The organism is Micromonospora sp. NPDC023888 (genome assembly GCF_040639415.1).
In the GTDB taxonomy this organism is placed as follows: Bacteria; Actinomycetota; Actinomycetes; order Mycobacteriales; family Micromonosporaceae; genus Micromonospora.
Map to the genome: position 1 here is coordinate 17,000 of NZ_JBEZZW010000040.1, position 19,665 is coordinate 36,664.

A 19,665-nucleotide genomic window follows, 5' to 3' on the forward strand; every position below is an offset into this window, starting at 1 on the left:
GGTAACGTCAATGGCAGGCGGCGCCGGTGTCAGCTTGCTGTCAGGCGTCGCTCATGACCGAGAAGCCACTTCTTCACGTCCAGCCCCCAGCGGTAGCCACCGAGCGTGCCGTCGGTGCGCAGCACCCGGTGGCAGGGCACGAACAGCGCCGCCGCGTTGCGGGCGCAGGCTGCCGCGGCGGCCCGCACCGCCGGTGGTCGACCGGCCAGCGCGGCGTACCCGGTGTAGGTGACCGGGGTGCCGGGCGGCACCTCGCGCAGCACCTGCCAGGCGTGCGCCATGAACTCCCCGCCGGTGCGCTGACGGACCGGCACCGCGTCGATGGCGTCGAGGTCACCGTCCAGGTAGGAGTGGACCGCCGCGGTGACCGGGCCGAGGTCGGCCCGTTGGCGCACCGGCGCCCGCAGGGTCGGGTGGATCAGGGGCAGCAGCGCCGCCGGGTCCGGGGTGAAGCCGGCCGCCCGTACGTCGCCGTCCGGGCCGGCGAGGATGCTCAACGGGCCGGCTGGCGTGCTGAGGACGGTGCTGTCGATGCTCATGCCGCTCTCCAGAGTCTCATCGTTGCGTAGGACCGCCAGGGACGCCAACGGTCGGCGTACCCGTCGAGGGTTGTCGGTTTGTCGGGCAGGCCGAGGGCAGCGGCGCCGCGCCGGACCGCGAGGTCGGTGCTGAGCAGGACGTCCGGGTCGCCGAAGGCGCGCATGGCCAGGTAGTTGGCGGTCCACGGGCCGATGCCGGGCAGCGCGAGCAGCCCTCGGACGGCCGCCTCCCGATCCACCCCCGGCGCGAGGTCGACGGACCCGTCCACGACGGCCCGAGCCAGCCCGCGCACGGTCTCCCGCCGCCCCACCGGCATCCCAAACCCCGAGTCCGGCAGCGACAGCACCTCGTCCGCGCTCAAAAACCCCCGCAGCCCGCCCGCCCCACCCCGTTGATCATGAGGTTGGCCTGGAGTTTGATCTCCATTGGCCTCGTCAACCTCATGATCAACGGGGTCGTGGGCGGCCAGGAGGCGGGTCAGGGTTTTTTGGGCGGCGGCCACCGAGACCTGTTGGCCGATGACGGCGCGCACGGCCATCTCGAAACCGTCGACCGCGCGGGGGACCCGGATGCCGGGTTCGGCCGCGACAGCGGGGGCGAGCGCCGGGTCAGCGGCGAGCGTGGCGTCGATGGCGGCCGGGTCCGCGTCCAGGTCGAGCAGCCGGCGGCACCGGGCCACCGCGGGTGCCAGGTCGCGCAGGTCGGTCAGGCGCAGCGTCGCCGCCACGTGCCCGGCGGCCGGGGTCAGCGCCACCTCGCCGGTGCCGTGGGGCAACCGCAGACCCCTGCGGTACGTCCCATCGCGGACCTCGTCCACGCCGGGCAACGCCCGCGTCGCGAAGAAGTCGAGGAGCGCCTTGGCGTGCAGCGGCGGACGGTACGCCAGCTTCAGCGCGAGGGTCCCCGCACCGGCCGGAGTCCGCTGACCTCCGCGCGCCGTCCGCAGGTCGGACGGTGCGCTCGCGTACACCTCGCGGAGCGTGTCGTTGAACTGCCGGACGCTGCCGAAGCCGGCGGCGAACGCGATCTCGGCCATCCCGAGGTCGGTGGTCTCGATCAGGATCCGGGCGGTCTGCGCCCGCTGGGCACGGGCCAGCGCGAGCGGTCCGGCACCCATCTCGGCGCTCAGCATCCGGTGCAGATGCCGCTCGGTGTAGCCCAGACGGGAGGCCAACCCGGGTACGCCGTCCCGGTCGACCACCCCGTCGGCGATCAGCCGCATCGCCCGGCCGACCACGTCCGCGCGGACGTCCCACAGGGGTGAGCCCGGCGCGGCGTCCGGCCGGCAGCGGCGGCAGGCGCGCAGCCCGACACCCTGCGCGGCGGCGGCGGACGGGAAGAACCGGACGTTCTGCCGCTTGGGGGTGATCGCCGGGCAGGACGGCCGGCAGTAGATGCCCGTGGACGTCACGCCTGTGTAGAACCAGCCGTCGAAGCGCTGGTCACGACTGTCCACGGCCCGGTAACACCGATCGAAGTCCAGCTCCATGTCACAGATGATGCCCCGCTCGACCCGCCGTCGGCTGGCGGGAATCGGACCTTGGTGTGCCGGTGAGCAGGGGCCCCGTCAACGAGGGCGGCGGCGTCGTCGATGCGGTTGACCGGACCCGGAGCGGGTGGGCTGGGCGGCGCGGTGCGGCTGGCCCGATCGGGTCGGCTGCACGGCGCGGACCTGCTGACCGGTGAGCAGGGCCGACCGGAACACACCGTCCGGGTCGTACCGCTTCCACAGCCGCCGCACCCGGACCCCGGTCTCGCCCGGGTAGATCCGGGCGAACGCGGCCGGGTCGGGTCGGCTCTCGAAGTTGACGTACGCGCCGTCGGCCCGCGCCCCGACGGCCCGCCAGGCGGTGTCCAACGCCGCCCCACCCTGCGGTGGAAAGACCGAGGCGATGACGAGCGTGTCCTGGTGGCGATGGGCGTACGCGGTCGCGTCGGGCGTCACGTCGTTGACCGCGCCGCCCAGCGAGCGGAGCTGGACCACGGCCCGCCCCGGCCCGGTCACCGCCCGCTGCACGGCCCGCGCGCCAGCGTCGTCCAGGCCGGTGAACAGCCCGTTCGTGGTCGTGCCGCGCTGCTGCCCGACGTTGGGGTTCAGATGCGCGGTCGGCACGAGGGTCGGGTAGGGCAGCAGGTCCGTGCGGTGTTCGAGCACCTTGCCGATGGCCAGCAGCGGCTCCACCACGGGCCGGGCCCGGCGCAGGCTCTCGGCTGCCACCACGGCGGTGATGGACATCAGGGCCGAGCGGCCCTGCGCGTACACCACGGCCGCCGCGGACAACTCCCGTGGGGCCTGCGCGAGGTAGGCCGTCCACTCCCGGATGGTGCGCCCGTCCGGATGGGCCTCGACGACCAGTTGCGTCACGCCGACGTTGCGCTGCTCGACCGCCTCGATCTCGAAGGCGACCACGATCCCGGCACCAGCTCCGGCACCCCGGACCAGCCAGAACAGGTCCGGCTCGTGTGTGGCGTCCGCGCGGACAAGCGTCCCGTCGGCGAGCACCACCTCCACCGCGCGGACGCGGTCGAGGGTGAGGCCGTGGGCGCGGACCAGCCAGCCCACACCGCCGCCGGTGGTCAGGCCGCCGACGCCGACACCGCCGTAGTCACCCGAGCTGATCACCAGGCCGTACGGTGCCAACGCCTTCGCGACGTTCGCCCAGCGGGCGCCAGCCTCGACCCGGACCAGCCCGGCCCGCTCGTCGAGCACCTGCACCCGGTTGAGCATGGACAGGTCGATGACCACGCCGCCGTTGTTGGAGGAGACCCCGGAGAAGCCGTGCCCGCCGCTGCGGACGGCGATCGGCAGCCGCTGCTCCCGCGCGTAGCGCAGCGCGTCGACCACCTGCGCGGTGGTCTTCGGCAGCAGGACGGCGGCCGGCGACGCCGTGGTGGTGTACGTGGAGCGCAACTGCGCGTACCGGCGGTCGCCGGGTATGACGATCTGCCCGGTGAGCGAGGCGGGCACCCGGGGCATGGTGGTGCTCATCGTCGCCCCCGCAGCTCGCACGTCGGGTGTCCGGGATCGCTCATGGCCCAAGGATGGGCGGGCTCACCGGCCTCGGCAAACCCGCTGGGCCGGTGCCCGCCCTCCGCGGGGGCGCGCGACGCTCGCCGGTGCGGGAAAGTGCCGCGTGGAGGTGACAGGTATCTCCGGTCGCCCCCCGCCGCACCGTCCTGGCGCTGCCGCCGTGGCGGGCCGGTCAGGTCGGGGCGAGGAGGCCGCCGACCTGACCGGTTCTGCTCAGCGCGCCACGGTCGGTGTGCTCACCGGCTGGCGGGCACGCCGGGTGCGTTCGGCGGCGACGGCTCACCAGGCGCACCGGGCGCGAACGGGTCACCGGGCACTCCCGGCGCACCGGGTACGAACGGGTCAGCGGGCGCTCCAGGCGCACCGGGCGCGGACGGGTCTCCGGGAACTCCAGGCGCACCGGGTTTGCCGGGCGGGCGGGGCGCGTCCGGTCGCCTGAACGGGTCCCGATTCGCGCCGCCGGGGCTCGGTACGGCCGTCGGCGTCACGGTCGGCGCGGACGGATCGGGCACGGGCGCGTCGGGCACGGCCGCCGGGCCCGCCGGGCTGGGGACGGCAGGTGGAGCCTCATCCGAGCCGGTCGAGGCGAGAGCGAGCGGGGTGGCGATCAGGATCGCCGCGAGGGTGCCGACCGCCCCCATGGTCACCGTGGTGCGGCGTCGGTTGCGCACCCGCCGTTCCGCTCGGTTCAACTGGTCATGCACGATCGGTGCCTCCTCGGCGAGGTCGGTGAGGGTGGAGCGGATGAGGTTCTCGAAGGGATCGGTCATCGCCGTACCTCCAGCATTTCGACCTCCGGCAGCAGCTCGCGCAGGCGCGTGACCGCCCGGTGGGTACGGCTGCGTACCGTGCCCACGGAACAGCCGAGCAGCTCGGCCACCCGGGCTTCGGGCAGATCCTCGTAGTAGCGCAGGACCACCACCGTCCGCTGTGCCGGTGGCAGGTGGCGCAGTGCGGCGCGCATCGCCAACCGGATGTCGGAGCCGCCGCTCGGATCGACGCCGACCGGTTCGTCCGCCGGGTTGAGCGGCGTTTCCCGCCACCGGCGCAGTCGCCGCCACCAGCTGATCTGCTCGCGGTACATCACCACGCGGAGGTATCCCTCAGGGTCGGCGTGCCGAATGGATCCCCACTTCGGGATGGTCCGTGCCAGTGCCGACTGGAACAGGTCCTCGGCGGCGTTGCGGTCCCCGGTCAGCAGGTACGCGACCCGCATCAGGGCCGGCGTCCGGCTGGCGACGAACTCGGTCAGCCGCGCCCGCTCGTCCTCGTCCACCCACCACCCCCATTTCGTTGTCACCCATACAGACGCCCCAGGTCATCGTCGCTATCCGCGATCCGACGGGGTTTTTCGGCCCGGAAGTGTCGGTCGTGACGGGTAACGTCCGGCCACCAACTCAAGAAGGGGTGCGGCGGATGACGAGCGTGGCGGGTTGGGCGGCGGCGTCGACACCTGGCACCTTCCCGCCGCTGCCCCGCGCGGTGGCGCAGTCCTTCTACCGCCGGATGCGGGCCGTCGCGCCCGCCGCCCGCGGCGCCATCGACCGGGACCGGGCGACCGACCCCGAGCAGAGCTTCGCCGACACCGCCTGCGGCCGGCTGGTCGGCTCCCTGGACGACGCGGGCCTGCGGGCACTCGGCATGTGGACGCACCACTGGTGCATGCGCTTCTACGACGACGACACCCGGGTCGGCCGGCGGTTGGTTCGCGAGATCGCCGCTCGGCCGGGGCTGGGCTGGACGGCCGACGAGGTGCGCTGGATGCTGCGTGAGTCGATCTCGGCCGGCCCGGCCGCCGCCGATCGGTTCACCCTGCCCGGGGCCGCCGCGGCCCAACTGCCACCGGCCGACCGGCCGTTCGACGAGCTGCCCGCGGGTCTCCGGCCCGAGGCCCGGGTGCCTCGCCAGCGCCACGGCGACTGACCGCGTCGGCCGGCCGGGGTTGGCGGTGTGCCGCCGGCCGGCTGCGGCAGGATGGACGCCGCACCTCCGACGGAAGGACGCCCGATGCCCGCCAGCGCGCCGACCATCCTCGCCACCAGCATGGGCTTCTTCCGGGGTGGCAGGGGTCCCGCCGACCTGCGCCCGAGCCCGGTCTTCGAGTTGGCGGCCGAGCTGGCCGAGGCCGGTCCGCAGCCGCGGGTCTGCTACCTCGGGCAGGCCGTCGGGGACCAGCCCACCGTGTTGAGCGCCGTCTACGGGGCGTTCGCCGGCACCCGGTTCCGGCTGTCGCACCTCGCCCTGTTCCCGATGCCGAACGTCGAGGACGTCCGCGCCCACCTGCTCGCCCAGGACGTGATCTGGGTCGACGGTGGCAGCGTGGCCAACCTGGTCGCCGTGTGGCGGGTGCACGGGCTCGACGAGATCCTGCGCGAGTGCTGGCAGGCCGGCGTGGTGCTGGCGGGGGTTTCCGCGGGCTCGATCTGCTGGCATGTGGGCGGTGCCACCGACAGCTTCGGCCCCCGACTGCGCGGCTTCACCGACGGCCTGGCCTGGCTGCCGTACGGCAACGGGGTGCACTACAACAGCGAGGGGCAGCGGCGCCCGCTCATGCACGAGCTGGTCGGCAACGGGACGCTGCCGACCAGCCACTGCACCGACGACGGGGTCGGCCTGGTCTACCGGGGCACCCGGCTGGTCGAGGCCATCGCGGACCGCGAGGGCGTCTCGGCGTACGAGGTCAGCCGGGGCGCGGACGGCAGCGTCCGGGAGGCGGTGATCGCCCCGCGCCTGCTCGGCTGAGCGCCGGCGCGGTTCACGCCTGCTCGCCGGATCGGCGGCGACGGAGCACCGCGTCGAAGACCTGCGCCAGTTCGGCGGCGTCCTCCCCGGCGTGGTGGGTGTGCGGCACGTCGTGCAGGCCCAGCTCGTGCTTGATCTTGCCCTTGCGGGTCTGGACCCACTCGCTGCCGGTCACCCCCATCCAGTAGCTGCGCAGATCGACGCCCGAGCCGGTGGCACCGAACGGGCTGTGGCCGACGAAGCGGACGAAGTACCAGTGCACGAACATGCCGTCCCAGACGGCGGGGGCGGCGAGGAAGACCGGGCGGCCGATCCGGCGCAGCCCGTTGACCCAGGCCGCCGCGGCCGACATCGCCTCCTGGGCGGTGGGCGCCTCCCGCAGCAGGCGGTCCCGGTCCAGGCCGGAGACGGCCAGTGCCGCCGGCACGAAGTCGTCGGAGATGGGGCGCAGTTCGGTGTAGAAGGACAGATCCGGGTGGCCGGCCACGGCCATCCCCAGCGAGATCATGCTGTACGGCCCGGGGATGGGCCCGTCCGCCTCCACATCGACGGCGATGTACAGCTCGGGCAACGTCGAGGTCATCCCACCTCCAGCAGCGAGAGATCGAACTCGGCACGGTAGCAACGCCTGCCGGGTCCCGTCGTGACATAAACCGCTCGCCGCGTAAGCTGGCTGGTCGTGAGTCTCTCCATCGGCATCGTCGGCCTGCCCAACGTCGGCAAGAGCACGCTTTTCAACGCGTTGACCAAGAACGACGTGCTGGCGGCGAACTACCCGTTCGCCACCATCGAGCCAAACGTCGGCGTGGTCGGGCTCCCTGACGAGCGGCTGGGCAAGCTGGCCGAGATCTTCTCCTCGCAGAAGGTGCTGCCGGCCCCGGTGTCGTTCGTCGACATCGCCGGCCTGGTCCGCGGCGCGTCGAAGGGGCAGGGCCGGGGCAACGCCTTCCTGGCCAACATCCGGGACGCCTCGGCGATCTGCCAGGTGGTCCGGGCCTTCTCCGACCCGAACGTGGTGCACGTCGACGGCAAGATCTCGCCGGCCGACGACATCGAGACGATCAACACCGAGCTGATCCTCGCCGACCTGCAGACCCTGGACAAGGCGCTGCCCCGGTTGGAGAAGGAAGCCAAGCTCCGCAAGGACCGGGCCGCCGCGGTCGCCGCCGCGAAGGCCGCCATCGAGGTGCTCGACGGCGGCACCACCCTCTACTCCGGGGCCGCCGCCGCCAAGATCGAGCTGGAGCACCTGCGCGAGCTGCACCTGCTCACCACCAAGCCCTTCCTGTACGTCTTCAACGTCGACGAGGCCGAGCTGGCGAACGAGGCGTTCCTCGACGAACTGCGGGCCCTGGTCGCCCCCGCCGAGGCCGTCTTCATGGACGCGAAGATCGAATCCGAGCTGGTGGACCTCCCCGAGGAGGAGGCCCGCGAGCTGCTGGAGTCGATCGGGCAGAACGAGCCCGGCCTCAACCAGCTCGTCCGGGTCGGCTTCCGCACGCTCGGCCTCCAGACGTACCTCACGGCCGGCCCCAAGGAAGCACGCGCCTGGACCGTCCCGGTCGGCGCCACCGCGCCGGAGGCCGCGGGTGTCATCCACAGCGACTTCCAGCGCGGCTTCATCAAGGCCGAGGTGGTCTCCTACAACGACCTGGTCGAGCACGGTTCGATGGCGGCGGCCAAGGCGGCGGGCAAGGTCCGCATCGAGGGCAAGGAGTACGTCATGCAGGACGGCGACGTGGTGGAGTTCCGCTTCAACGTCTGATCCCGGCCTGTTTCCACAGGTCCAGGGCGGCAGGTTCGCCGCCGATTTCACCGCATGTTGTGGACTGCGCGGGCGACCTCTTGTCGCAACAGCGCCGCCTCCAGTCGACGGAGGACAGCCGGACTGTCGGCGATGTCAGGTCTCACGACCTCCGGGTCAGACCAGTCTCGGGACCTGGGTGACAACCGTGGTTGGAAGTTGGCCGGCCCTAACATCTCAGGGTGTCCGGTCGCTGGAGCCTCCCCCGTGCCGTGAACCGCCTTCACCGCGACGTCCTGGCGCCGCTTGGCTTCGAGCGCCACGGCAACAGCTGCACGCGGGCCGACAACGGTCTCCTACGGGAGATGCGGTTCTACACCCCTCGGTGGGGCGACCCCGCCAGGAAGGGGATCCAGGTGTTCCTCGGCGTTCGGATCGCGGGCCTGCCGGAACCACTCGTGGAGTTCCGCCGCGACGCGCTATGGACTCACCTTGAGCCGATCCGCCAACTCAACGAGTACCCGCGCCCTGCATCTGAGGAACCGTTGCCAGCAAAGCTGATAGATGACGTCGCCGGACCCGGCGTCGCCTTCCTGTGTCACGCCGCAGACCTTCACGCCTTCGGCCAGTGGGCGGCCGAAGTCCATGCCCAACAGGGGTCATGGGGGGCGTTCCGGCAGGTCTATCCCGGCGGCACCGCACCCTTGCAAGCAGCAGCGTTCGCAGCGGCGGTGGCGGGAGACAAGGCTCTGGCTGACCGCAGGGCAGGGGCTGTGGTTGGTGAGGAAGGGAACCAGCGCGAGGTACGCGACTTCCGGTCAGAGCTAGGAAGAGTCGTCTCGGAATGAACAACCTCGTAGCTGGCCGGCACTAAGCCTCGTTGAACTGTCACTCAGGTCTTGATACCGATCTGTCACGCGCGTCCTGAGACCGGACACCGGACGGTCGGCGATGTCGGGCTCCACTTGATGCGTTACGGATCGCTGTCACTTGATCCGTGACACGTCCGGCTAGACGATCTTGATTGTTCCTTGTCTCAGGCTACTGGTTTTCAGTCCCAGAAGTTGAACAGCAGCTCGCCGACGGTGGTCGGATTCCAGTAGTCGATCTGGTCGTGCTCGCCGGGGTCGAGAGCGCTCAGGTCGACCTGCGTCAGAGGGGTCTGTAGCTGATCGGCGGTGAGCGGCTGGGCGTCGGTCAGGTTGGTGAGGGCGGCGGCGAGGTCAGGGTGGTCGACGAACGTGATGGTGACGTCGCCGTTGGCGCGGGGGCGGGCGAAGGCGATGAACGGCAGGGCGGTGTGCCGCAGCACCGCGATGTGGTGCTGGGCGTCGGCGATATCGACAGTGTGGAAGTTCGGCGTGACGCCGGCAGGAGTGACGCCGGTGACGGTGGCGTCGATGGCTCGGGCGGCGTGGTGACAGACCGCGGTGAAGGCCTTGAGGTCCGCGTAGTCGCCGGGTGGCGGGTTGAAGCCGGTGGCTCCGGGCGGCAGCTTCATGGTCGGGCTCCGTGGTTGTCGCGGTCGGTGCAGGCTAGCCGACGCTGTCGTGGAGGCTCGGGCTTGCGGACCTTGAACCGGGCGATGGGTTGGGCAGGCCGCGCAGGAGGGCCCGGTCGGCGTCGAGCAGGTGCAGGACGCCGTGGTCGAGGCGCATGGTGACGCGTCGGCCGGCGAGGTGGTAGCCGATGGAATGTTGCCGGCCGGCGAGGCTGACCAGGCCGATGGCGTTGACGAGCCGGTCGACCTCAATGGGTGCTCCGGGCTTGAGCTGACCGGCGGTGATCGGGGGCGGCTCCTCCGGGCCGGTCCGGGCCGTGGTCAGCGCCGGTGGCAGCCGCAGCGGCAGCGCGTCAGTGGGGTGGGTGGCGAACCTGTCTGTTGACACCGGAGACAGGCCCGTCCCACGATGCGCGGACTCACGGCGGAGATGGGCTTAAGGCGCTTGTCGGCCACCTGCGCCTAAGCTTTTGCCGTGACAGAGCCAGATCCGCCACTGCGACACCTAAACGCGAACGAGGCCGGCGTCCTGGAAGCACTTCTCCGCCACAACTTCGCAGGCGTCGAGGAGCTCCGCGTGCAAGCGCGAGACGTCATGGCCGGCCCCGGATGCGGATGTGGATGCGGAACAATCCACCTCTTCCCACAAGGCAAGAACCTCCCCGCCTCACCGGCACAGACTCCGGTTCGCGTAGAAGGACAGTTTCCCGATCAAGAAGGGCAGTGGTTCGGAGGAATCTTGCTCTTCCTTGCCAGCGGGCAGCTCGCGGAGCTGGAGGTCTACTCGTTCGGTGACCCGTTGCCCATGCCAGCACCCGATCAGGTGCTCTGGTTGCTGAGAACCGGCGAAAGCACCTGCACTCCTCTGCCCAACCAGCCGGAGCGAGGGCCGACAGGAGATCAGTGATCCGAGAGGCGCGTACAGCAGGAGAGCCAGCAACGCAGGCGACCACTAGGGAGCGGGGCGTGCCCGATCCGTGCCCGATGGGACGGGAACCGAGGGTCAACGGCGGTCAGCTCCTGGACGTGGCCGAGGGTATGGCCGCGCAGGCCAAGCCAGGTCACTGCCGAGCGGCGTCCGCCCGTGGCCACACTTCCTAAACCGTGTGGCTGTACAGCCATTCGTACAGCCAAGCCAGCAGACCGGCCCGGTCATGAGCCGACGCGATTCGACAGAACGAGCAGGGCAGCGGCAGTAGTACAGCCAAGCGGTCACGCCGTCCCTTCCTCGCCCAGCACGCGATCGATGGCCGAGGCAGCCTGACGAGCCCGCACCGGCAGGACGTGTCCGGCAGCGATGCCGACGACAGCGCGTGCGGGCCGTGGGGCACCCGGTCGCCGGGCTCGCCCTCGTGGCACCATGTTGCGCTATGGATCATCAGGGGCAGCTTCGTCGTGCAGCGCTCGCGGTGGGCATCCGGGACGACGAGGTCAGCCGGTTCATCCAGCACCTCCGTTTGTCGATCCGGTTGAGCGGAGGATCCAGCGAGGTTCCGGTGGGGCAGTTCGGTGGGTTGCCCCGGCTGCCGGTGGGCGTGGACTGGCCGTCCGACGGGGTCAGTCCGTTGCCGTTCATCTTCTCGGTCGACTGTGCGGTGCTGCCAAGAGTCGACGGCTTCGGCCTGCCGGCAGACGGCTCGCTGCTGTTCTTCCTGAACCATGAGCAGGCCGCTGCCACCGGGGAGCGAAGGTACGGGCGAGTCGTGTATGTGCCGGCCGGTACCGATACCGAGGTGGCGGCAGGATCCACCGACGACGCGTTCGTCGGCGAGCAGTACGACGTCGGCGCCACGCTGCGCGCGGAGTTCCCCGACTGGTTCGGGTCGGACGACGAGGACGAGGAGGACGACGACGACCTGTCGCCCTTCCAGCAGCAGTTGGCCCGTGACCTCGAGCGTGACCTGCCGCACCTTGACGAACTCTGTGCTCTGGCCAACGACCTCTGGCCGTCTGACAACGGGTACGCCAGCGCCTATATCGGTGGGTATGCCGACGAGGAGGTAATCAAGAGTTTTGCGGAGCAGACCCTCGCGTGGCGCGAGAAGACCGGCGAGATCGTCATCCCGGTCGCGAAATGGTATTCCCAGGTGGAGAAGGAAACGCACCGGCTGACGAGTGAGTGGGTGTCGCTCGCCCACTTTCCCGTAGACAACGAGCTCTATTACCGGAGTGACGGGGGTTTCGTGATCCGTCACGACGACCTGGCCGCTGGTCGGCTGGACGAAGCACTTTCCGTGGCTGAGTTGATCCCATAGAACACCGGCGGCGCCGGATACGGCCACGATCTGCGTTGCCGGCGATGCCGACGTCAGATGCTGGGCATCCGCTGTTGTCGATGAGCGGATGGCCGAATAGGCTCCCAGCGAAAGCGCTGATCGACCCGAAGGACTGAGCCGTACCCGACCGGCCTGAAATTGTGTGCATCTGCGGCTCTACCCGGTTCGCGGAGTTGGAGTCCGAGTCCGGATATGCGGATGGTCATGGCCGCCCTTCTGGATCTGCTGCCCGCTCCCAGGCGGCGCGGCGCAGGAGGCGTAGTCCGTTGAGGCCGACGATGATGGTGGATCCTTCGTGTCCGGCGACGCCGAGTGGCAGTGGCAGGGTGCCGATGAGGTCCCACGCGACGAGGACGGCGATGAACGTGGCCGCGATGGCGAGGTTCGCGAGGACGAGCCGGCGGGCGCGGCGGGCCAGTTGGACGACGGCGGGCAGGGTGGCGAGTTCGTCCCGGGTGATGACGACGTCTGCGGTGTCGAGGGCGAGGTCGGAGCCGGAGCGTCCCATGGCGATGCCGACGTGGGCGGAGGCCAGGGCGGGGGCGTCGTTGACGCCGTCGCCGACCAGGAGCACGCGGTCACCGCGGCTTTCCATCTCACGTACCGCGGTGACCTTGTCTTGAGGTAGCAGGCCGGCGCGGACGTCGGGGATGTCGACCTCGTCGGCGAGCCGCCGGGCGGCGCGTTCGTTGTCCCCGGTCAACAGGACCGGTCGCGCTCCGGTCATGGCGTTGAGGTGGGCAACCGTGGTGGCGGCGTCGGAGCGGAGCTTGTCGGCCAAGCCCAACACGCCGACGGGATCGCCGTCGACCTGCACCACGACCGCTGTCCGGCCCGCCTGCTCCAGCTCGTCGACGAGGGTGCGCAGCGGGCCGTCCTGGCCGGCGTCCAGTCCGGCGGGGCTACCGACGGCGACCCGGCGGCCATCGACACGGGCGGTGACGCCGCGTCCTGGCGTCGAGCTGAAGACTTCCGGCGCGGACAGCGGGAGCTGCGCCGTGCGCGCGGCGGCCACCACGGCGCGGGCGAGGGGGTGCTCGGAGGAGCTTTCGGCGGCGGCAGCCAGTGCGAGCAGCTCATTCTCGGTGAGGCTGGCGTGGGGCAGCAGCCGGACGTCGGTCAGGAACGGGGTGCCCTCGGTCAGCGTGCCGGTCTTGTCGAAGGCGACCTGGGTGGCGGTGCCGAGTTGTTCCATCACCACGGCGGACTTGACAAGCACCCCATGGCGGCCGGCATTGGCGATCGCGGACAGCAGCGGCGGCATGGTGGACAACACCACCGCGCACGGGGAGGCGACGATCATGAAAGTCATCGCCCGCAGCAGCGTCGGTTGCAGCTCGGCGCCCAGCGCCAGCGGGATCACGAACAGGGCGATCGTGGCGGCGACCATGCCGACGGAGTAGCGCTGTTCGACCTTCTCGATGAACAACTGCACGCGGGCCTTGGTGGCGCTGGCCTCGGCGACCATGGCGACGATCCGGGCGATGACGGTGTCGCTGGCCGGGCGGGTCACGCGGACGCGTAGCGCACTGGTGCCGTTGAGGGTGCCGGCGAACACCTCGTCGCCGGGATGCTTGTCGACGGGCAGCGGCTCACCGGTGATGGTGGCCTGGTCGACCTCGCTCGCGCCGTGGACAACCTCGCCGTCGGCGCCGATCCGTTCCCCGGGGCGGACCAGGATGACGTCTCCCACGTGCAGGTCGACAGCTTCGATGGTCTCCTCGCCAGTCGCGGTGAGGCGGGTGGCCGTGTCGGGTGCGAGGTCGAGCAGACCGCCGACGGAGTCCTCGGTGCGTTTGGTGGCGATGGCTTCCAGCGCGCCGGAGGTGGCGAAGATGACGATGAGCAGCGCACCGTCGAGGATCTGGCCGATGGACGCCGCACCGATCGCGGCCAGGACCATCAGCAGGTCAACGTCGAGCTTGCGCTCGCGCAGCGCCTGTAGTCCGGCCCAGCCCGGCTCCCACCCGCCAGCGACGTAGCAGGCCAGGTACAACACCCACCACACCCAGCTCGGCGCGGGGGACAGGTGTGCCAGCAGGCCCAGCACGAACAGGCCCGTCGCGGCAGCAGCCCAGCGCACCTCCGGCAGCGACCACAGGGCGGTCCGCCGCTGACCAGCTCGACGCTTCGGAACCGGCGGTGAGGGCTGGGCGGTGGACGGGTTCTCAACGCTCGTCGTCACCGTGGCATACTACATGCGCAGTCATGCAGATACGCAAGTAATGGGATGGCCGGTATGCTCGGGCCATGCACACGTCGCTGCCTGACTTCGACATGCCCAATGAGGAGCAGGTGCATCTCGCGGCCGAGACATTCCGACTCCTGGCCGACCCCACGCGGATCAAGGTTCTGTGGGCGTTGTTGCAGGGCGAATCTTCCGTGGCCTGCCTCGCCGAATTGGCCGGAGCGGCCCCGACGGCAGTCAGTCAGCACCTCGCCAAGCTTCGCCTCGCCGGGCTGGTCAAAGGACGCCGTGAGGGAACGTTCGTCTACTACTCGGCTGCCGACGACCACGTCCGGCGACTGCTGCGGCAGGCGCTGTTCCACGCGGAGCACATCGACCGCAACCTGTCGGATGCGCCAACCGCGTAGCCGAGCGGCACGTAGCCACGCGAGTAGCCAAGGCGGCGGAATTACCCGGACGTTTGGCTTCCCGCGTACTCGCCAGCTGTAGACGATGCCGTCGACCGTGATGACCCGGCGGCCGCCTCGGTCAGAATTTCGGCGTGCAGTGCTGCCGATGAGCGGGTACGCACCTACTGATTCGGATCCGCGGTGGCCGGCCGATCTTCAGGCGTGACGTCCACAAGGACCTTGCCGACCGTGCCGGCTTCCACCGCTCGGTGCGCGTCCGCGGTGCGGTGCAGCGGGAAGCGGAGCAGTGGCAGGCCGTGCTCCTCGCCGACCGGAAGGGCGCCGTCGCGGATCGCGGCGGTGACGTCCTCGACGGCTGCGGCGCGTGCCTGCGGGCCAGCCGTGTAGAGCACCAGGAACTGCAGGCGGGTGTTCAGCACCATGTTCTGCCCCACGTTCAGCTCGACCGGATGTCCGCCCTCGTTGGCGTACGTCGCGATCGTGCCGCGGGTGCGCAGCACGGCCAGGTCGAGAGCGAGGTTCGCGCCAAGCGCCACCTCGGCGACGATGTCGACGCCGGCGGGGGCGATCGCACGGATGGCGGCGGCCGGGTCGCCCTCGCGGTAGTTGACTGTGTGGTGGGCTCCGGCCGCGGTGGTCAGCGTGGCCTTCTCCGGGCCGCTGACCGTGCTGATCACGGTGGCGCCGGCCCAGCGGGCGAGCTGGATCACCGCGTGCCCGACCGCGCCGGCCCCGCCGGCGGCGAGCACGACCTTGCCGTCGAGTGCGCCGGGGCGCAGGCGGTGTGGCCCGTCCTCGGCGACGGTGAGTGCGCGATGAGCGGTGAGCGCGGGGACGCCGAGCGACGCGCCGACGTCGAAACCGGCCGCGTCCGGCAGCGGCACGGCCTGATCGGCGGGTACGACTGTGAACTCGGCGGCGGTGCCGGTGGGCCGCCCGGCGGCGGCCATGAACAGCCACACCCGCTGACCGACCCGTCCTGGGTCGACCCCGGCACCGACGGCGTCGACCACGCCGGCGCCGTCGAGGTGCGGGGTGATCTCGGAGAACAGCTTGCGGTGGGCGGTGCCGGAGCGGGCCTGCCAGTCGGTCGGGTTGACCCCCGACACGGCAACCCGGACACGGACCTCGCCGGGTGCGGGCGTGGGTCGGGCACGCTCCACGAGCTGGAGTACGTCGGGGCCGCCGTTGTCGCGGTAGATGATCGCCTTCATGGTCCGTCCTCTGTTCGATCTGCGTCGTACCGTTCGAGCTGCATCGAACAGTACGACGTGAGTCGAACTTTCTGCAAGATCTGGCTAGGCTTCGTTCCGTGACCGAGGTGATCGAACCCGCCATCGAGACCGTGACCATCGACGTCGTGCTCAGCGCGCTCGCCGACCCGGTGCGGCTCACGCTCGTGCGTGCCCTCGACGCGGCGGGGGACTGGACGTGTGGCAGCGACATCCTCAGGGGGACCGGCGTCACCATCGGCAAGTCGACGCTGTCGCACCACATCAAAGTGCTGCGCGATGCCGGCCTGATCCGCACGCGCGTCGACGGCATCCGCCGACTGGTCACGCTACGTTACGACGATGTGGATCAACGCTTTCCCGGGCTGCTGAGCATGCTCCGCGACAACGACCTGGCCCGTACCGCTGCGGAGACGCCCGCCTCAAGCCACCAACCCCCGCCGGGCCTCACCAGTGGTCGCTGATGAGGGCGGCGGCGGCGTCGAGCTGCTCCCGCTCACTCAAGGTGAGCGCCGGATCGTTACGGCGTACCGTCAGGGCGCGGTCCAGCACGGTCAGCAGGCTACCGCCGACGCGGTCCAGGAAGGCATCCAACAGTGTTGCGGCCGGCGAGGCCAGGGGATGCGCACCATCCACAGCCACCTGGGCGAGGATGACGGCGGACAGCGCGACATCGAGGTCCGCCGGTCCCTCGGTGGCGTTGCGCCAGTCGATGAGGACCGGCCCTCGTGACGTCAGCATGACGTTGTCCGGGTGCAGGTCGAGGTGCAGGATCCGGTCCTCGTCGCGTTCGCCGAGCCGGGGCGGCAACGCGTGGAGCCGACGATGCAGATCCGCCAGACAGTCGGCCGCCGCCAGGGCGTCGAGGTCACCAGCGATGAGCGCCGACAGCATGGTGCGCCCGTCCAGGCGTTCCATGACGAGATCGGTCCCGCGCGCCTCGTACACGATGGGTACGGGAAAGCCCAGACTTCCCACGTACGCCATGACTGCCGCCTCGGCGGCCACGTCTCCACCCCTGCGGTAGCGGCGAAGCACCCGCCGACCGTCGACGGGGAAGACGTCGGCGTCTCGCCCCGACGCCAGCGGAACCGGATCCACCACGCCCCGACGGTATCCGATGTGGACAGCCGCGTAGTGCCTGCCGCAGGCCGTTTCTGCTTGTGCTGGCGGCGTAACGTGAGCGAATGGAATGGTCGACGATCCTCGGCACAATCGTAGGTGCCGTTGTCGGGCTCATGTCCGTGTTCCTGGCCGATCATCTTCGTTGGCGACGTGAGGACAAGAGTCGCCTGCTCCAGGCGCGCCAACAGGTTTACGTCGACTTTCTCGCTGCTCTCAGCAAAGCCCATTCCGACATGCGCTCCGTCGCGTTCCGCACCGGGTTCTCTCAGGTCGAGCGATCTCACGCACTGCTGGAAGCCCTTGACGCATCGGGAGTTTGGCGTCTGCGTCAAAGCATCTCGCTGATCGGTTCGCGGAAACTCATGCACGACGTGGTCGCCGCCGCGCGAAGCCTGGAGGGCGTGCGCGAGGTCCTCAGTCAGGATGCCGATGTCTCGAGCGACCGTTACATCACCGCGCGCAACAACCTCTGGGCAGCCAATGCCGCCCTTCGTGAGCTGATGCGTAAGGACCTGGGGATCGCCGGGGATCCGGACCCCGACGTGCACAGCTACCGGTCCGTCGGCGAGAGGGAGGGACCGGCGACAACGGCTCTGGGCACCGACAACTCCCGGTAAGGGAGGGGCATCCTCGTCAGCCGGTTCACACCGGCGTGGCGCGTCACTACGGTGAACCGCATGGAAGAGCGCCCGCTCCGATCATCCTTTGGCGCGGCGGCGACCGCGTACGCCGAGCACCGCCCGGATTACGCGCAGGCGGCGGTGCGCTGGGCGCTTGAGCCGGCACCCGGCCCACGGGTGCTCGACCTGGGCGCCGGCACCGGCAAGCTGTCCGCCACCCTGGTCGAGCTGGGCGCGGACGTTGTCGCGGTCGAACCCGACCCGGCGATGCTCACCGAGCTACGCCGCGCGCTACCGGCCGTCCGTGCCCTGCCGGGTAGCGCGGAGTCGATTCCGTTGCCGGCCGCGTCAGTCGATGCCGTCCTGGCCGGCAACGCCCTGCACTGGTTCGACATGGCCGTCGCGGGGGCGGAAATTGCCAGGGTCCTCGCGCCCGGCGGCATCCTGGCCGGGCTGTGGAACGTCATGGACGACCGGATCGACTGGGTTGCCGCACTCGAACGGGTCAGCGGAAGTGCGGCCATCGGCCCCCGTGACACGCTGAGCAGGTGGCGCGCCGCGACGGCGGACATGTTCGTTGCGAGAGCCGGGTTGGACGCCCGGTTCGGCGCTTCGGAGCAGGTCGAGTTTCCGCACGGGCAGCGCCGGACCGCCGACTCCCTCGTCGCGACACTGGCGACCCGGGCGGGGATGCTGGTCATGGCGGAAGAGGAGCGGGACGTCACCCTCGGCCGGATCCGCGCCTTCCTCCGGAGCAGGCCCGAGACCGCGCACGGCGAGTTCACCCTGCCGATGCTGACCGGCGTGCTGCGCGTCCGGTAGGACCTTCGTCAGGCCACTGTCGAAGGGGCATTGCCTGTGGGACCCGACCCAGCGCACCCTCGTGCGCAATCGACCCGTCGACTCTTCCGGCCATGGGATCGCTCTGCCGCAGTAGGTGATCTTCGGCGAGTGGCTCTACTGCTCGGCCCAGGCGCCCAGCTCGTTGCCGCTGGGGTCGGTGAAGTGGAACCTGCGGCCACCGGGGAACTCGTACGGACCCTTCACCACCTGGCCGCCGGCCTCCTTCACGGCCTGCACGGACCGGTCCAGGTCGCTTGAGTAGAGCAGCACCAGTGGGCCGCCGGCCGGGACGTCCTGGTCCAGGCGGAGACCACCGACCTCGGAGGCGGAGTCGCCGTGCGGGCTGCGGATGCCCGCGTACCCGGGGCCGTAGTCGTTGAACTGCCAGCCGAACGCGTCGGCGTAGAAGCGCTTGGCCTCGGCGAGGTTGGTCACCGTGAACTCGACGTAGTCGATGGCGTGGTGCCGGTGCGGCGATGGCTCGGACATGCACGGCATTGTGCGCCCCGGGTACGACGAGACCGCGACATGCAACGAAAGGTTGCGCGAGAGGTGGAGGCTGCCGTAGGTTGGGTGCAACCAAAGGTTGCGAAAGGTTGGGGCACATGGAGCAGGGAACCATCGAACGCGACATCCACGTCGACGCGTCACCCGAGGTGGTCTTCGAGGTGGTCAGTCAGCCCGAGCACATGCGGGAGTGGTGGCCGGACGACGCGCGGTTCGAATCTGTCGCGGGCGCGCCCGGCGAACTGGTGTGGCGCAACGCCGACACCGGCGAGACGACGACCGTCGCGCTCGCCGTCGTCGAGGTCGACCCGCCGAAGCGATTCTCCTTCCGGTGGTGCTTCACGGAGCCGGACCGGGGTGGGCCGGCGCTGCTCGTCACCTTCGACCTGACCCCCACCGGCACGGGGACGCAGATCCGGATGACCGAGACCGGGTTCCGCGAGATGGGCTGGGAGATCGCCGTCCTGGAGGCGCAGTACCAGGACCACGAGAACGGCTGGGACCACTACATGCCCAGGCTGGGCGGGTACGTCGCACGGCTGGTCGCCACGCCGTGAGCACCGCTGTCGACGACGAGCTGTGGTCGGCGATCGGCGACCCCACCCGTCGTACCATGATCGATCTTCTGCTCTCCGACGGGCCGGGCACCGCGACGTCACTGAGCAGGCGGCTACCCGTCACCCGGCAGGCCGTCTCGAAGCACCTGGCCGTCCTGGACCGGGTCGGGCTGATTCACGCCGAGTCGGCCGGTCGCGAGCGTCATTACCAGGTCGACGAGGCGCAACTCGCCCGTGCCGTCGCCCAGTTGTCGGCGGTCGGGTCCACCTGGGACGCCCGACTCCGGCGGATCAAGCGGATCGCCGAGGCGATCGAGCGCAACCGCCACCACGACGAAGGAGAATGACA

General features: G+C 70.5%; 23 protein-coding genes. 11 read left to right on the top strand and 12 right to left on the bottom strand.

The window, feature by feature from the left end; translation table 11 throughout:
- Window positions 1–29: 29 nt before the first annotated feature.
- The 5 genes from AB0F61_RS27945 to AB0F61_RS27965 form a co-directional block, all read right to left on the bottom strand.
- On the bottom strand, window positions 30–539 hold the full coding sequence (locus tag AB0F61_RS27945; protein WP_357815422.1) for a methylated-DNA--[protein]-cysteine S-methyltransferase: 510 nt from the start codon (window positions 537–539) through the stop codon (window positions 30–32).
- Window positions 536–2,029: an AlkA N-terminal domain-containing protein gene (locus tag AB0F61_RS27950; RefSeq protein WP_357815424.1), complete on the bottom strand. Its 1,494-nt coding sequence runs from the start codon at window positions 2,027–2,029 to the stop codon at window positions 536–538. The genes AB0F61_RS27945 and AB0F61_RS27950 overlap by 4 nt, the downstream gene beginning before the upstream one ends.
- A 78-nt stretch (window positions 2,030–2,107) precedes the next feature.
- On the bottom strand, window positions 2,108–3,529 hold the full coding sequence (locus tag AB0F61_RS27955) for an FAD-binding oxidoreductase (protein ID WP_357815427.1): 1,422 nt from the start codon (window positions 3,527–3,529) through the stop codon (window positions 2,108–2,110).
- Between the two features lie 278 nt (window positions 3,530–3,807).
- Window positions 3,808–4,341: a hypothetical protein gene (locus AB0F61_RS27960; RefSeq protein WP_357815430.1), complete on the bottom strand. Its 534-nt coding sequence runs from the start codon at window positions 4,339–4,341 to the stop codon at window positions 3,808–3,810.
- Entirely contained in the window at window positions 4,338–4,847 is a 510-nt protein-coding gene (locus tag AB0F61_RS27965; RefSeq protein WP_357815545.1) for a SigE family RNA polymerase sigma factor, read from the bottom strand. The genes AB0F61_RS27960 and AB0F61_RS27965 overlap by 4 nt, the downstream gene beginning before the upstream one ends.
- A gap of 140 nt (window positions 4,848–4,987) precedes the next feature.
- Here AB0F61_RS27965 and AB0F61_RS27970 point away from each other — a divergent pair, with 140 nt between their 5' ends.
- Both AB0F61_RS27970 and AB0F61_RS27975 read left to right on the top strand, forming a co-directional pair.
- The gene (locus tag AB0F61_RS27970; RefSeq protein ID WP_357815431.1) at window positions 4,988–5,494 is read left to right on the top strand and encodes a hypothetical protein; all 507 of its coding nucleotides are present in this window, start codon (window positions 4,988–4,990) and stop codon (window positions 5,492–5,494) included.
- A gap of 84 nt (window positions 5,495–5,578) precedes the next feature.
- Entirely contained in the window at window positions 5,579–6,313 is a 735-nt protein-coding gene (locus tag AB0F61_RS27975) for a peptidase E (RefSeq protein WP_357815434.1), read from the top strand.
- A gap of 13 nt (window positions 6,314–6,326) precedes the next feature.
- On the opposite strand, the gene AB0F61_RS27980 is transcribed toward AB0F61_RS27975, so the two are convergent.
- Complete coding sequence (locus AB0F61_RS27980) at window positions 6,327–6,896, bottom strand: exonuclease (protein ID WP_357815437.1); 570 nt, start codon at window positions 6,894–6,896, stop codon at window positions 6,327–6,329.
- A gap of 96 nt (window positions 6,897–6,992) precedes the next feature.
- On the opposite strand from AB0F61_RS27980, the gene ychF reads away from it, so the two are divergent.
- Both ychF and AB0F61_RS27990 read left to right on the top strand, forming a co-directional pair.
- Window positions 6,993–8,078: a redox-regulated ATPase YchF gene (gene ychF / locus AB0F61_RS27985; protein ID WP_357815440.1), complete on the top strand. Its 1,086-nt coding sequence runs from the start codon at window positions 6,993–6,995 to the stop codon at window positions 8,076–8,078.
- Between the two features lie 221 nt (window positions 8,079–8,299).
- Window positions 8,300–8,905 carry a hypothetical protein gene (locus tag AB0F61_RS27990; RefSeq protein WP_357815443.1) on the top strand — a complete coding sequence of 202 codons (606 nt, stop codon included), beginning with the start codon at window positions 8,300–8,302 and terminating at the stop codon, window positions 8,903–8,905.
- A 203-nt stretch (window positions 8,906–9,108) separates the two neighbouring features.
- Here the strand turns inward: AB0F61_RS27990 and AB0F61_RS27995 are convergent, their stop codons facing one another.
- Together AB0F61_RS27995 and AB0F61_RS28000 are read right to left on the bottom strand one after the other, a co-directional pair.
- Complete coding sequence (locus AB0F61_RS27995) at window positions 9,109–9,558, bottom strand: hypothetical protein (protein WP_357815446.1); 450 nt, start codon at window positions 9,556–9,558, stop codon at window positions 9,109–9,111.
- A 34-nt stretch (window positions 9,559–9,592) separates the two neighbouring features.
- Window positions 9,593–9,946 (bottom strand): hypothetical protein, encoded by a 354-nt coding sequence (locus AB0F61_RS28000; RefSeq protein WP_357815448.1) that lies wholly within the window; start codon window positions 9,944–9,946, stop codon window positions 9,593–9,595.
- Window positions 9,947–10,928: 982 nt separating this feature from the next.
- On the opposite strand from AB0F61_RS28000, the gene AB0F61_RS28005 reads away from it, so the two are divergent.
- Complete coding sequence (locus AB0F61_RS28005) at window positions 10,929–11,813, top strand: DUF1963 domain-containing protein (RefSeq protein WP_357815451.1); 885 nt, start codon at window positions 10,929–10,931, stop codon at window positions 11,811–11,813.
- Between the two features lie 223 nt (window positions 11,814–12,036).
- Here the strand turns inward: AB0F61_RS28005 and AB0F61_RS28010 are convergent, their stop codons facing one another.
- Complete coding sequence (locus AB0F61_RS28010; protein WP_357815454.1) at window positions 12,037–14,019, bottom strand: heavy metal translocating P-type ATPase; 1,983 nt, start codon at window positions 14,017–14,019, stop codon at window positions 12,037–12,039.
- A gap of 65 nt (window positions 14,020–14,084) precedes the next feature.
- Between AB0F61_RS28010 and AB0F61_RS28015 the strand changes: the two genes are divergently transcribed.
- Entirely contained in the window at window positions 14,085–14,429 is a 345-nt protein-coding gene (locus AB0F61_RS28015) for a metalloregulator ArsR/SmtB family transcription factor (RefSeq protein WP_357815457.1), read from the top strand.
- Between the two features lie 164 nt (window positions 14,430–14,593).
- Here AB0F61_RS28015 and AB0F61_RS28020 read toward each other — a convergent pair whose 3' ends face one another.
- Complete coding sequence (locus tag AB0F61_RS28020; protein ID WP_357815460.1) at window positions 14,594–15,646, bottom strand: NADPH:quinone reductase; 1,053 nt, start codon at window positions 15,644–15,646, stop codon at window positions 14,594–14,596.
- A gap of 98 nt (window positions 15,647–15,744) precedes the next feature.
- Between AB0F61_RS28020 and AB0F61_RS28025 the strand changes: the two genes are divergently transcribed.
- Window positions 15,745–16,128, top strand: coding sequence for a metalloregulator ArsR/SmtB family transcription factor (locus tag AB0F61_RS28025; protein ID WP_357815462.1), 384 nt, complete (start codon window positions 15,745–15,747; stop codon window positions 16,126–16,128).
- Here AB0F61_RS28025 and AB0F61_RS28030 read toward each other — a convergent pair.
- Window positions 16,112–16,768: a phosphotransferase gene (locus tag AB0F61_RS28030; RefSeq protein ID WP_357815465.1), complete on the bottom strand. Its 657-nt coding sequence runs from the start codon at window positions 16,766–16,768 to the stop codon at window positions 16,112–16,114. The genes AB0F61_RS28025 and AB0F61_RS28030 overlap by 17 nt on opposite strands.
- Before the next feature lie 83 nt (window positions 16,769–16,851).
- Here AB0F61_RS28030 and AB0F61_RS28035 point away from each other — a divergent pair, with 83 nt between their 5' ends.
- Both AB0F61_RS28035 and AB0F61_RS28040 read left to right on the top strand, forming a co-directional pair.
- Entirely contained in the window at window positions 16,852–17,406 is a 555-nt protein-coding gene (locus AB0F61_RS28035) for a hypothetical protein (RefSeq protein WP_357815468.1), read from the top strand.
- A 60-nt stretch (window positions 17,407–17,466) separates the two neighbouring features.
- The gene (locus AB0F61_RS28040) at window positions 17,467–18,231 is read left to right on the top strand and encodes a class I SAM-dependent methyltransferase (protein WP_357815471.1); all 765 of its coding nucleotides are present in this window, start codon (window positions 17,467–17,469) and stop codon (window positions 18,229–18,231) included.
- A gap of 135 nt (window positions 18,232–18,366) precedes the next feature.
- Here the strand turns inward: AB0F61_RS28040 and AB0F61_RS28045 are convergent, their stop codons facing one another.
- The gene (locus AB0F61_RS28045) at window positions 18,367–18,741 is read right to left on the bottom strand and encodes a VOC family protein (RefSeq protein WP_357815473.1); all 375 of its coding nucleotides are present in this window, start codon (window positions 18,739–18,741) and stop codon (window positions 18,367–18,369) included.
- A 116-nt stretch (window positions 18,742–18,857) separates the two neighbouring features.
- Here AB0F61_RS28045 and AB0F61_RS28050 point away from each other — a divergent pair, with 116 nt between their 5' ends.
- Window positions 18,858–19,316 carry an SRPBCC domain-containing protein gene (locus AB0F61_RS28050; protein WP_357815476.1) on the top strand — a complete coding sequence of 153 codons (459 nt, stop codon included), beginning with the start codon at window positions 18,858–18,860 and terminating at the stop codon, window positions 19,314–19,316.
- On the top strand, window positions 19,313–19,663 hold the full coding sequence (locus AB0F61_RS28055; protein ID WP_357377912.1) for a metalloregulator ArsR/SmtB family transcription factor: 351 nt from the start codon (window positions 19,313–19,315) through the stop codon (window positions 19,661–19,663). The genes AB0F61_RS28050 and AB0F61_RS28055 overlap by 4 nt, the downstream gene beginning before the upstream one ends.
- The last annotated feature ends 2 nt before the right edge of the window (window positions 19,664–19,665 follow it).